The 12,348-nt window shown below is 71.7% G+C and carries 11 protein-coding genes and 1 tRNA gene; 7 read left to right on the top strand and 5 right to left on the bottom strand.

Annotation, left to right across the window (positions count from 1 at the left end; all coding sequences use genetic code 11):
- Positions 1-10: 10 nt before the first annotated feature.
- From BFV98_RS19050 to BFV98_RS19040, 3 genes are all read right to left on the bottom strand, one after another.
- Complete coding sequence (locus BFV98_RS19050; protein ID WP_071098936.1) at positions 11-817, bottom strand: WecB/TagA/CpsF family glycosyltransferase; 807 nt, start codon at positions 815-817, stop codon at positions 11-13.
- Positions 814-1,923 carry an NAD-dependent epimerase/dehydratase family protein gene (locus BFV98_RS19045; RefSeq protein ID WP_030269640.1) on the bottom strand — a complete coding sequence of 370 codons (1,110 nt, stop codon included), beginning with the start codon at positions 1,921-1,923 and terminating at the stop codon, positions 814-816. The genes BFV98_RS19050 and BFV98_RS19045 overlap by 4 nt, the downstream gene beginning before the upstream one ends.
- 71 nt (positions 1,924-1,994) lie before the next feature.
- Positions 1,995-2,080, bottom strand: a tRNA-Leu gene (locus BFV98_RS19040).
- Positions 2,081-2,289: 209 nt separating this feature from the next.
- Between BFV98_RS19040 and BFV98_RS19035 the strand changes: the two genes are divergently transcribed.
- The 7 genes from BFV98_RS19035 to pknB are packed head-to-tail and all read left to right on the top strand — an operon-like array spanning position 2,290 to position 11,243.
- Entirely contained in the window at positions 2,290-3,078 is a 789-nt protein-coding gene (locus tag BFV98_RS19035) for a DUF3662 and FHA domain-containing protein (protein WP_026267912.1), read from the top strand.
- 6 nt (positions 3,079-3,084) lie between these two features.
- Positions 3,085-3,570 (top strand): FHA domain-containing protein, encoded by a 486-nt coding sequence (locus BFV98_RS19030; RefSeq protein WP_013283305.1) that lies wholly within the window; start codon positions 3,085-3,087, stop codon positions 3,568-3,570.
- Positions 3,567-5,003 (top strand): protein phosphatase 2C domain-containing protein, encoded by a 1,437-nt coding sequence (locus BFV98_RS19025; RefSeq protein WP_030269644.1) that lies wholly within the window; start codon positions 3,567-3,569, stop codon positions 5,001-5,003. Before BFV98_RS19030 ends, BFV98_RS19025 begins: the two co-directional genes overlap by 4 nt.
- Positions 5,004-5,031: 28 nt before the next feature.
- Entirely contained in the window at positions 5,032-6,522 is a 1,491-nt protein-coding gene (locus tag BFV98_RS19020) for an FtsW/RodA/SpoVE family cell cycle protein (protein ID WP_013283307.1), read from the top strand.
- The gene (locus BFV98_RS19015) at positions 6,519-8,027 is read left to right on the top strand and encodes a penicillin-binding protein 2 (RefSeq protein WP_013283308.1); all 1,509 of its coding nucleotides are present in this window, start codon (positions 6,519-6,521) and stop codon (positions 8,025-8,027) included. Before BFV98_RS19020 ends, BFV98_RS19015 begins: the two co-directional genes overlap by 4 nt.
- 1 nt (position 8,028) lies before the next feature.
- Positions 8,029-9,414: a serine/threonine-protein kinase gene (locus tag BFV98_RS19010; RefSeq protein ID WP_013283309.1), complete on the top strand. Its 1,386-nt coding sequence runs from the start codon at positions 8,029-8,031 to the stop codon at positions 9,412-9,414.
- A complete protein-coding gene (gene pknB / locus BFV98_RS19005; protein ID WP_071097282.1) occupies positions 9,411-11,243 on the top strand; it encodes a Stk1 family PASTA domain-containing Ser/Thr kinase in 1,833 nt (610 codons plus the stop codon). The genes BFV98_RS19010 and pknB overlap by 4 nt, the downstream gene beginning before the upstream one ends.
- Before the next feature lie 174 nt (positions 11,244-11,417).
- Here pknB and BFV98_RS19000 read toward each other — a convergent pair whose 3' ends face one another.
- Both BFV98_RS19000 and BFV98_RS18995 read right to left on the bottom strand, forming a co-directional pair.
- Complete coding sequence (locus BFV98_RS19000) at positions 11,418-12,068, bottom strand: aminodeoxychorismate/anthranilate synthase component II (RefSeq protein ID WP_071097280.1); 651 nt, start codon at positions 12,066-12,068, stop codon at positions 11,418-11,420.
- Between the two features lie 5 nt (positions 12,069-12,073).
- Positions 12,074-12,346 carry a hypothetical protein gene (locus BFV98_RS18995; RefSeq protein WP_013473364.1) on the bottom strand — a complete coding sequence of 91 codons (273 nt, stop codon included), beginning with the start codon at positions 12,344-12,346 and terminating at the stop codon, positions 12,074-12,076.
- Between the last annotated feature and the right edge of the window lie 2 nt (positions 12,347-12,348).

The raw sequence follows: 12,348 nt of genomic DNA, 5'->3' as shown, positions 1-12,348 counted from the left end.
GGGGTACGGCTCAGACGTCGAACGTGGCCGGTCGCCCGGTGGCCGGCGCCGGCGGGTTGGCCTTCCACAGGCCGGTCTTCTGGGCCGCGAGCCGGGCCAGGTAGGCCGGGTTGAGGATGACGTACCTGCGCCACAGGCGCTTGGGCTCCAGGCCGAGCCGCCAGAACCACTCCAGCCCGGCGCGCTGCATCCACGGTGGCGGGTTGCGCAGCAGGCCGGCGTGGTAGTCGAAGGCCGCGCCGACTGCCATCAGCGGCATGTCCAGCAGCGGGCGCATCGCGTACGCGAAGACCTCCTGGCGCGGGCAGCCCAGCCCGACCAGGACGAGGCGGGCGCCGCTGGCCCGGATCCGGTCGGCGATCTCGGCGTCCTCGCCCGGCGCGACGGCGCGGAACTTGGACGGCTCGACCCCGGCGACCTTCAGCGCGGGGAACTTGCGCTCCAGCGCCGGGACCAGCCGGGACAGCGTCTCCTCGGTGGAGCCGTAGAGGTAGACGGGCAGCCCTTCCTCGGCGAACCGGGCGAGCACCCGCAGGGTCAGCTCCGGCCCGTAGACGCGGTCGGTGAGCCCGGCGCCGTGCAGCAGGTTGAGCGCCCAGCGCACCGGCTGCCCGTCCGGGGTGACCACGTCGAACGAGTTGAGCCGGGCGTTGTGCGCCGGGTCGAGCACGCCGGTCATCACGCCGTGCACGGCGAGCGCGGTGAGCGCCAGCGGGCGGCGTTCGTGCGCGGCCGCCACCACGGCCTCGGTGGCCCGGGCGTAGTCGGTGGCGTCGACCCCGACGCCGAGCACGTTGCGCTTGGTCCCGGCGGTCATGCCTTCGGCACCCACTTGTCGGCGTTCGCCTCGTAGATCTCGCGGAGGATCATCGGCACGTCGTACGTGATCTTCCAGGACGGGTAGTGCTCCTCGAAGCGGGCCATGCTGCTGACGTACCACTGGTGGTCGCCGGTGCGGGCCTGCTCGACGTAGTTGATCCGGGCCTCGCGGCCGGTGATCTCCTGGGCGACCCGGAACGCCTCGATGTGCGAGGTGTTGGAGTGCCGGCCGCCGCCGAGGTTGTAGACCTGGGCCGAGCGCGGCTCCCGGAAGAACGCCTCGAACGCGGTGAGGACGTCGTGCGAGTGGATGGCGTCCCGGACCATCTTCCCCTTGTAGCCGAAGAGGTTGTAGGTCCGGCCCTCCATCACGCAGCGCATCAGGTACGCCAGGAAGCCGTGCAGCTCGGCGGCGGAGTGCGCCGGGCCGGTCAGCGTGCCGCCCCGGAAGCAGGCGGTCCTCATGTCGAAGTAGCGGCCGTACTCCTGGACCATCACGTCGGAGGCGACCTTCGAGGCGCCGAAGATCGAGTGCAGCGACTCGTCGATCGACATGTCCTCGGTGATGCCGTCGTACCAGCGGTGGTCCTCGGGCAGCTCGTACCGGGTCTCCAGCTCGATCAGCGGGAGCGAGTTCGGCCGGTCGCCGTACACCTTGTTGGTGGAGCAGTGGATGAACGGCGCGTCGACGGCGTGCCGCCGGGTGTTCTCCAGCACGTTGAGCGTGCCGCCGGCGTTCACGTCGAAGTCGGTGAACGGCTCCTTGGCGGCCCAGTCGTGGCTCGGCTGGGCGGCGCTGTGGATCACCACGGCGATGTCCTTGCCGTACCGCTTGAAGACCTGCTCCAGCCCGTCGCGGTCGCGGATGTCGACGGCGTGGTGGGTGTACGCGGAGCCGAGGTCGGCGGCGAGCCGGTCGAGGCTCCAGGCGGTCGAGCCGTCCTCGCCGAAGAAGTACCGCCGCATGTCGTTGTCGATGCCGACCACGTCGAGACCGAGTCCGGCGAAGTGCCGGGCCGCCTCGGAGCCGATCAGACCGCCGGAACCGGTCACCAACGCGACAGTCACACGCCACTCCTGGTCCATGGGAGGCAGGGAAACCATCGGAGCATAGCGTGACGTCCGGAACGCCCCGATACGAAGCAAGGGCCCCGCTGTGTGCGGAGCCCTTGTCCTGGTGGGGATGGGGGGAGTTGAACCCCCACGTCCTTTCGGACACACGGACCTGAACCGTGCGCGTCTGCCATTCCGCCACATCCCCGTGGCACGACCTGGAACACCATATCGCATCCCGCGCCCGCCATCTGCGGCGGGTGCCGGGACATATTACGCTGTCCACTGGTCACGCCACGAACGATCACCGCTCGTGGCGGGCGAAACTTTAGCACGCTCGCGGGCCTGGTCACGAACGGGCCGACGGCAGCCGGCCGAGCGGCGTGTGAGCTGCGGAGGCGGTGTCCGGATACCATCATTGCCTCGGGACCCGAGGAGGAGCCGGTGAGCGTGCTGCAACGCTTCGAGAAGCGTCTGGAAGGCCTGGTCGAGGGGGCCTTCGCCAAGGTCTTCAAAGGGGTGGTCCACCCCGTGGAGATCCTCAACGCCATGCAGCGGGAGGCCGAGGCGCACAAGGCGATCCTGGCCGGTGGGCGCACCCTTGTGCCCAACCGCTACGTGATCGATCTCTCGCCCTACGACCACAGTCGGCTGGCGCCGTACGCTGCCGCGCTGGCCCAGGAGCTGGCCCAGTCGCAGGCGGAGTTCATCGGCGAGCAGGCGTGGACGGTCTACGGCGACGTGATCGTCGAGGTCGAACGCGGTGAGGGCCTGGACACCGGCATGTTCCGGGTCACCGCCGAGGTCTACACCGGCGGGGACGTCGCCCCGGTCTCCGCGCCCGGCGGCTACGACGCCGGCCCGGCGTACCCGGCGTACGACCAGGGTGGCGGCTACGGCCCTCCGCCCGGTCACGGCGGCGGCCGCAACGTCCGCCTGGTCTCGGGCGACGGCCGCACCTACCCCCTCCAGATGGGCTCGACCGTGATCGGCCGCGGCGACCAGGCCAACCTGCGCCTGCCCGACGTCGGCATCTCCCGGCGCCACGCCCGGCTGGACTTCGACGGCGGCCAGGTGGTGCTGACCGACCTGGGCTCCACCAACGGCACGATGGTCAACGGCCAGCGGGTCTCGGCGGTCGCCCTCAACCCCGGCGACATGATCCAGCTCGGCACCACGACGCTGACCTTCCGCGTGGACGGCTGATCCGCGTTGCCGGAACTCGTCATCACCGTCGCCCGGTTCGGGTTCCTGATCCTGCTGTGGATCTTCGTGTTCACGGTGGTCGGCGTGATCCGCCGGGACCTCTTCGCCGGTGCCCGGTCGGGCCGGCTCGTGGCCGCGCCGCGGGGGATCGGCGCGTCGACCGGGCAGCCGGGGAAGCCGGCGAAGGCCAAGCGCGGCCGGGCCGCCCACCAGCTGGTGGTCACCGCCGGTCAGCTCGCCGGCACCCGGATCACGCTCGGGGAGGCCCAGATCACCATCGGCCGCGCGGAGGACTCGACCCTGGTGATCACCGACGACTACGCCTCGGCGCGACACGCCCGGCTGGTGCCCCGCGACGGGCAGTGGTACGTCGAGGACCTCGGATCGACTAACGGCACCTATCTCGATCGCGCTAAGGTCACCGGACCAACCCCCGTCCCCCTCGGCGTGCCGATCCGGATCGGCCGCACTTCCCTCGAATTACGGCCATGACTCTGACCCTGCGCTACGCGGCCCACAGCGACCGCGGTCTGATCCGAGACGGTAATCAAGATTCCGTCTACGCCGGACCGCGGCTGCTCGCCGTGGCCGACGGCATGGGCGGCATGGCCGCCGGTGACGTCGCCAGCAACATCGTCATCGGTGCCATGGCGCCCCTCGACGAGGACGTCCCCGGTGACGCCCTGGTCGACGCGCTCCGCTCCGCCGTGGGCACCGCCAACCAGCAGCTCCGCGACACCGTGGACGCCAACCCGCAGCTGGAGGGGATGGGCACGACGCTCACCGCGACCCTCTTCTCCGGCAGCAAGCTCGGCATGGTCCACATCGGTGACTCCCGGGCCTATCTCCTGCGCAACGGCGAGTTCGCGCAGATCACCAAGGACGACACGTACGTCCAGATGCTCGTCGACGAGGGCCGGATCAGCGCGGAGGAGGCGAGCAGTCACCCCCAGCGCTCGCTGCTCACCCGGGCGCTCGACGGCCGCGACATCGACCCGGAGTACAGCGTCCGCCAGGTGCTGCCCGGCGACCGCTACCTGATCTGCTCCGACGGGCTCTCCGGCGTGGTCAGCGCGGAGACCATCGCGGACACCATGCGGGAGTACCCCGACCCGCAGCGGTGCGTGGAACGCCTGGTGCAGCTCGCGCTGCGCGGCGGCGGCCCGGACAACATCACGGTGATCATCGCCGACGCCACCGACCAGGACATCGTCGAGGCGTCCCCGATCGTCGGCGGCGCCGCCGCCCGCGACCGGGGCATGGCGACCTCGGCCGACGACTCCACCCCGGCGGCCCGCGCCTCGGCGCTGTCCGCCCCCCGGCCACCCGCGCCGGAGGAGCCGGCGGACAACCGCGACGACGAGCCGGAACGGCGTCGCCGCCGGCCGCTGCGCACCGTCGCGATGGTGCTGGCGCTCGCGGTGATCGTCGGCGGTGGCGCGTTCGGCGGGTGGACGTACACCCAGCGGCAGTTCTACGTCGGCGCCACCGACGACGGCCAGCTCGCGGTCTTCCGCGGGGTGCCCGGCCAGGTCGCCGGACTGGACCTGTCGAACGTGCACGCGCGCAGCGAGGCCCGGCTCGACGACCTCACCCTCGCCGCCCAGGAGCGGGTGAAGCAGGGCATCCAGGCCCGCAACGAGCCGGACGCGGAGCGCCGGCTGGCGGAGCTGACGAGTGAGGATCCGGCGAACCCGAACCTCAAGCCGCTCTGCCCGCCCGACCCGTCGCCCGGTGCGACCAGTCCGAGCCCGGCAGCGGGCGGGCTGAACCCGCAGGTCAGCGGCAGTCCCGCACCGTCCGTTCCGCCGGCCGGCTCACCGAGCCCCGGCGCGTCGACGCCGCTGACGACCATCACGCCCGACGCCGTACCCTCCGACACCGTTCCGCCGGCCGACCCGGCGGGTTGCCGGTCGCCGGAGTGAGTGCCGGCTCGATCCCGAGGACGTATCCGTGACCGCAGCCGCCGTACCGGCCGCCTCGCCCGCTTCGACGGGCGAGGAGTCCGGCGTACGCCTGGCCCGGTCCCGGCGCAACGCCGAGCTGTCCCTGCTCCTGCTCGCCATGGTGCTCGTCGCGGCGTACGCGGCGATGATCGAGGCGAAGGCGCTGGACACGATCACGCCCGACTTCTGGATTCCGGCCGCCGCGCTGGGGCTGGTCTTCCTCGGTCTGCACCTGGTGATCCGCTGGCTGGCGCCGTACGCCGATCCGGCGCTGCTGCCGGCGGTGGCACTGCTCAACGGCATCGGGGTCGGCTTCCTGCGCCGCTACGACCTGGCCAAGGCCACGCCCGCCGAGCGGGAGGACCTGGCCGTCTTCGCCGGCACCGGCGGCCGGCAGCTCGCCTGGACGCTCGCCGCGGTGGTGCTCGCCGCCGCTCTGCTGGCGATCCTGCGCGACCACCGTTCGCTGTCCCGGTACGCGTACACGCTGGGCCTGGCCGGCATCGTGCTGGTGATGATCCCGGCGGTGCTGCCCAGCCGGTTCTCCGAGATCAACGGCGCGAAGCTGTGGATCAAGTTCGGCGGATTCTCCATCCAGCCGGGTGAGTTCGCCAAGCTGGCCCTGCTCACGTTCTTCGCCTACTACCTGGTGCGCAAGCGCGAGGTGCTCTCGCTCGCCAGCCGGCGGGTGCTGGGCATCGACTTCCCGCGCGGGCGAGACCTCGGCCCGGTGCTCGTGGTCTGGCTGGTCAGCCTCCTGGTCCTGATCTTCGAGAAGGACCTCGGCACCTCGCTGCTCTACTTCGGCATGTTCGTGGTGACGCTCTACATCGCCACCGAGCGGGTCAGCTGGCTGCTCATCGGCCTGATCCTGTTCTTCGGCGGCGCCTACCTGGCGTACGTGCTGGGCAGCACCGTGGGCGGCCCGTTCGCGAACTTCTACGACCGGGCGCAGATCTGGCTGGACCCGTTCGCCGAGCCGTACGACAGGGGCTACCAGCTGGTGCAGGGTCTGCTCACGCTCGGCACCGGCGGCCTGTTCGGGGCCGGGCCGGGCGGCGGCCAGCCGGCGCTGCTGCCCGAGGTGCAGACCGACTTCATCTTCGCCGGCATCGGTGAGGAGATCGGCCTGTTCGGTCTCTCCGCGCTGCTGGTGATCTACCTGCTGATCGTCGAGCGTGGCCTGCGTGCCGCGCTGGCGGTACGGGACTCGTTCGGCAAGCTGCTCGCCGGTGGTCTGGCGTTCACGCTGGGCCTCCAGGTCTTCGTCATCGTCGGCGGCATCAGCAAGCTCATCCCGCTGACCGGTCAGACCACCCCGTTCCTGTCCGCCGGTGGCTCCTCGCTGATGGCGAACTGGCTGCTGATCGCCCTGCTGCTGCGGGTCTCGGACGGCGCCCGCCGCCCGGTGACCGGCGGCGGTGGCCCGGCCGCCCGGCCGGCAGGCGGCCCACCCGAGCAGTTGCACGGCGCCCCGACGGAGGTGATCCGGCCGTGAATGCCCCTCTGCGCCGCGTCGGCGTGGTCGTGATGGTCCTGTTCGGGCTCCTGTTCGCGAACCTGAACTGGATCCAGGCCTACAAGGCCGACGAGTACCGCAACAGCGACTACAACGGCCGGGTCCAGGTCGCCGAGTACGACCGCAAGCGCGGGAACATCGAGGTGGGCGGCACCGCGTACGCGGTCAGCAAGGAGACCGGTGGTGAGCTGAAGTACCAGCGCACCTACCCGGGCGGGGCGATGTACGCGCACGTGCTCGGCTGGAAGCCGGTCAACGGCAGCGCGAGCGGCATCGAGCGGGTGGAGAACGACTTCCTCGCCGGCACCAGCGACGCGCTCATCGCCAGCCGGATCAAGGACATGTTCACCGGTGACGAGACCGGTGGCGGGAACGTGCTGCTGACGCTCTCCAAGCGGGCCCAGGAGACGGCGTACAAGCAGCTCAACGACAACCAGGTCGGCGCGACCAAGGGCGCGGCCATCGCGATCGACCCGCGTACCGGCGCGGTGCAGGCGCTGGTGTCCATGCCGAGCTTCGACCCGAACCCGCTGGCGAGTCACAACAGCACCGAGGCGGACCGGGCGTACAACACGCTGGAGAAGGACAAGGACCGGCCGCTGGCGAACCGGGCGCTGTCCGAGACGCTGCCGCCGGGCTCCACCTTCAAGATCATCATGGCGGCGGCTGCGCTGGAGAACGGCGTCGGGCAGCAGACCCGCATCCCGGCCGGTTCCAGCTACACCGCGCCCGGCGCCGGCCAGCCGATCCGCAACGCCGCGCCGTCGATCTGCCCCGAGTCGCAGGTGACGCTGCGGGAGGCGGTGACCGAGTCCTGCAACACCGGCTTCGCCCAGCTCGGCGTACGCCTCGGTTCGGACAAGGTCAAGGAGAAGGCCAAGCAGTTCGGCTTCGAGCAGGAGGACCTCACCGTCGGCCAGCTCGGTGAGGGCGGCCTGCCGGTGGCGGCCAGCCGCACCGGCGACATGCAGAACCCGGACGGCAGCACCGACCAGGCCGCTCTGGCGCAGTCGTCGATCGGCCAGAACAACGTGCGGATGACCCCGTTGCAGGGCGCGATGATCGCCGCCGCGGTGGCCAACAAGGACGGCAAGCAGATGCGTCCGTACCTGGTCAAGCAGCTGCTCGGGCCGGACCGCACCACCGTCTACGACGCCGCCCAGCCGCGCGAGCTGCGCCGCCCGATCAGCGGCCAGGTCGCCGCCGACCTGCGCGACATGATGCAGAACGTGGTGAAGGAGGGCACCGGCCGCCGGGCCGCCATCGACGGCTTCCTGGTCGGCGGCAAGACCGGTACCGCCCAGTCCGGCCCGAACACCCCGGACCACGGCTGGTTCATCGGCTTCGCCCTGGACAAGGACGGCACGCCGCTCTCCGCGGTCTGCGTCGAGCTGGAGCAGGCGGGCAGCGGCGGCAGCGCCGAGGCGGCCCGCATCGCCGGCCGGATCATGGCGGCGGCGATCGCCGACTCCGGGAGGCGCTGACGTGCTCGGTCCGGGAGTGAAGCTCGGCAACCGCTACCGCCTCGACGAGCGGATCGCCAGCGGTGGCATGGGCGACGTGTGGCGCGGCACCGACCAGGTGCTGGGCCGTACCGTCGCGGTGAAGAGCCTGCTCCCGGCACTGCTGGACGAACCGGGCTTCGCCGAGCGGTTCCGCGGCGAGGCCCGGACCATGGCCACCATCAACCACCCCGGCGTGGTCGACGTCTACGACTTCGGCAGCGACCAGCACATCGCCTTCCTGGTGATGGAGTACGTCGAGGGCGACGCGCTCTCCGCCACGCTCAGCCGCGTCGGCCGGCTGACCCCGGCCCGCACGATGGCACTGCTGGCGCAGGCCGCCGACGCGTTGCACGCGGCGCACGAGAAGGGCATCGTGCACCGCGACGTGAAGCCCGGCAACCTGCTGGTCCGGCCGAACGGCACGCTCGTGCTCACCGACTTCGGCATCGCCCGCTCGGACCTGGTCGGCCAGCTCACCGCCGCCGGCTCGGTGCTCGGCACCGCCTCGTACATCTCGCCGGAGCAGGCCACCGGCGCTGTCGCCACCCCCGCCTCGGACGTCTACGCGCTGGGCGTGGTCGCGTACCAGTGCCTGGCCGGCCGCCGCCCGTTCGAGGGGGACAACCCCCTCGAAATCGCCATGAAGCACGTACGGGACACTCCGCGGGCGCTTCCGGCCGACATCCCGCCCCAGGTCCGGGCGATCGTCGAGCGGGCCATGGCGAAGGATCCGGCCGCGCGCTGGCCGAGCGCCGCCGCGCTGGCGAGCATCGCCCGGCAGGCCAAGCTCGCACTCTCCCAGGCGGCCCGCTCCGGGCACCCGATCTCCGGCGTACCCGCCTCGCCTGCCGCGCCCGTCGCGCGGGCGCAGGTGCCCACCGCCGCTCCGCGTCCGCAGCCGCCGGCCGCCGCCCCGCGCCCGCAGCCCCGGCCGCCCGTGTCACCGGCCCGCCCGCCGGTCGCCGCGCCGCGCCCGGCCGTGATCGCGCACCCCGCCCCGCAGCCCCGTCCGCCGGTGGCGCCGCGCGGCGCGGCCCCCGTCCCGCAGCCACGCCCCGTGCCCCAGCACAACCCCCTGGGGTACGCGCGACCGCCCGCCGCCGCTCCGCCCCGACGCTCCCGGTCCGGGCTGTGGACGACGGCGATCGTGGTGGCCGTACTGGTCATCCTCTGCTCGGGCGTGATTTCGTTCCTGTACCGGAAATACGGTGCTACCGCATCCGCTTCGGCGAGTGTGAGCGTGACCTCCGGCGCGGTGCAGCCGTACGGAGGCGACTATCCGGTCCGCACGTCGTACCGTCGTGAGGTACGCCTCCTGCCGGCCGGCGGCGGTACGACGACGAGCGAAGGACGAGAGACGCGATGACAGCGCAGGCCCGCCTGCTCGGTGGCAGGTACCAGGTCGGCGAGCTGCTGGGCTACGGCGGCATGGCCGAGGTGCACCGCGGCCGTGACCTCCGGCTCGGGCGGGATGTCGCGATCAAGATGCTCCGTGCCGATCTGGCCCGGGATGCCACCTTCCAGATGCGGTTCCGCCGTGAGGCGCAGAACGCCGCGTCGCTCAACCACCCGGCCATCGTCGCCGTCTACGACACCGGTGAGGAGACCGCCCCCACGGGCGAGACCCTGCCGTTCATCGTGATGGAGTTCGTCAACGGCCGGACCCTCAAGGAGGTCCTCGGCGTCGAGGGGCGGCTCCAGCCGCGCCGGGCGCTGGAGATCTGCGCCGACATGTGCGCCGCGCTGGAGTTCAGCCACCGGCACGGGATCATCCACCGGGACATCAAGCCCGGAAACGTGATGCTCACCCAGACCGGCCAGGTCAAGGTGATGGACTTCGGCATCGCCCGGGCGCTCGCCAGCGGCGCCACCACGATGACGCAGACCAGCGCGGTCATCGGCACCGCACAATACCTCTCCCCCGAGCAGGCGCGCGGCGAGGCGGTCGACGCCCGCTCCGACGTCTACGCGGCCGGCTGCGTGCTGTTCGAGCTGCTCTGCGGCCACCCGCCGTTCGTCGGGGACAGCCCGGTCAGCGTCGCGTACCAGCACGTGCGGGAGCAGCCGCCGACGCCGAGCACGATCAACCCGGACGTCAACCCCGCTGTCGACGCCATCGTGCTCAAGGCGCTGTCGAAGAACCCGCTCAACCGCTACCAGAGCGCCGGCGAGATGCGGGCGGACCTGCTCCGCGCCGCCGCCGGCCGGCCGGTGCTCGCCACCCCGGTGATGCCGGCCGAGGAGACCATGCCGATGGGCGCCGCCGCGGGCGGCTACCACCAGGCGCAGCAGACCCAGATGATGGGCCCGCAGACCCGCCAGCAGCCGGTGGCGCGGGTCGGCGACCCGGGCAAGCGCAAGAGCTCGTCCTGGGTCATCGCCGCGTTCGCCACCCTCGGCGTGCTCGCGGTGATCGCGCTCGGCACGGCGCTCTGGCTCAACCAGGCCGGCAACGAGAAGGTGTCGGTGCCGCAGTTGGTGGACCGCACGCAGGCCGACGCGCAGGCCGCGCTCAGCCAGGCCGGGCTGCGTTTCGCCCCCGGGGACCCGGTCAAGAACGCCGAGTGCAAGAAGGGCACCGTGGTCGAGCAGAACCCGCCGTTCGGCCAGCGGGTGGAGAAGAACAGCGCGGTCACGGTCCAGATCTGCGCCGGTCCGGACGACGTCACCATCCCGCAGGCCCTCAAGGGTGGCACCTTCACCAGCGTGAAGGCGACCCTGGAAGGCCTGGGGCTCACCGTGGTCCGCAAGGACGTTACCGACAGCGCCCCGAAGGAACAGGTGGTCAACGTGTCGCCCGACGAGGGCAGCACGGTGGCCCCGAACACCAAGGTGACGCTCGAGGTCTCCAAGGGCAACGTCGCCGAGGTGCCGGACGTCCGCGGCTTCACCGAGGACCAGGCGAGGAAGCAGCTTGAGAACGCCGGCTACCGGGTCAAGGTGGTCGACGGCGAAGAGGTCGAACCGGCCCAGGTGGGCAAGGTCAGCGGTCAGTCCCCGTCGCCCAATAGGAAGCTGGCCAAGGGCGAGACGGTGACCATCGAGGTCGACGTGCCGCGCGAAGAGGAGCCGACCAGCCCAACGCCGAGCGGCTCGCCCAGCACGTCCCCGAGCACGCCGGGCAACGGTGGCGGCAACGGCGGCGGCAGTGGCTTCCCGTTCCCGCCGGTGGCCCCGACGCGTACCGACCGCTGAGCAAGACCTGAGCACGACGCGGCGGCGTCCCCGACCCCCGGGGCCGCCGCCGCGCCCATTCTCGCGACGATCATGAAGTTGGCGGCGCAAGGCGTCCGATTTATCCCCGCCACCTTCATGATCGACCGAGAAAGGGCGGGCGGGACCGCGCCGGGTGAGAAGCGGGCGGGGGCGTCAGGCTGGGGAGAAGGCGGCCTGACGGCGGGCGTCGACCTCGGCGGCCAGTTCCGGGGCGCGCTCCAGCGCCGCGGGGAAGCCGCAGGCGGCGAGCCAGTTCGCCAGCATCAGGTGACCGCCCTCGGTCAGCACCGACTCGGGGTGGAACTGCACGCCCTCGATCGGCAGCGTGCGGTGCCGCATCGCCATCACCACGCCGGAGGCGGTCCGGCCGGTGACCTCCAGCTCGTCGGGGAGCGTCTCGGGCAGTACGGCGAGCGAGTGGTAGCGGGTGGCGGTGAACGGGTCGGGCAGACCGGCGAGCACGCCCACGCCGTCGTGGCGTACCTCCGAGGTCTTGCCGTGCAGCAGTTCCGGCGCGCGGGCCACAGTCGCGCCGAACGCCTCGCCGATCGCCTGGTGACCGAGGCAGACGCCGAAGATCGGGAGCTTGCCCGCGTACTCGCGGATCACGTCCAGGCAGATGCCGGCCCGGTCCGGACTGCCCGGCCCGGGTGACAGCAGGACACCGGCGGCGCCGAGGCGGCCCACCTCGGCGACGTCGATCTCGTCGTTGCGCCGCACCTCGCAGTCGGCGCCGAGCTGGCCGAGGTACTGCACGAGGTTGAAGACGAACGAGTCGTAGTTGTCGATCACCAGTACGCGCATCGCTGTCACCTGTTCGGGGTGGAGGGTGGGGCGTTGTTCGTCTCGGTGCTGTACGGCAGCTCCTCCTCGCCGGGCAGCCCGGTCGGCTCGGTGATCCCACCGTCACCCGGTACGCCGGAGTCCTGGGTGACCTGCACGTCGTCGAAGGGCAGCAGCGGCTCGGCCCACGGGAAGACCACGAACCAGAGCAGCGCGACGGTGGCGGTGGCCAGCACCAGCGAGCCGAACAGCTTGCCGGGCAGCCCGAACGGGAGTTTGCGCCAGATCCACGAGTACACGG

Source organism: Micromonospora sp. WMMB235 (genome assembly GCF_001855515.1).
GTDB lineage: Bacteria > Actinomycetota > Actinomycetes > Mycobacteriales > Micromonosporaceae > Micromonospora > Micromonospora aurantiaca.
Note: the sequence above shows the minus strand (reverse complement) of the source record. Positions and strands in the feature narration are given on the sequence as shown.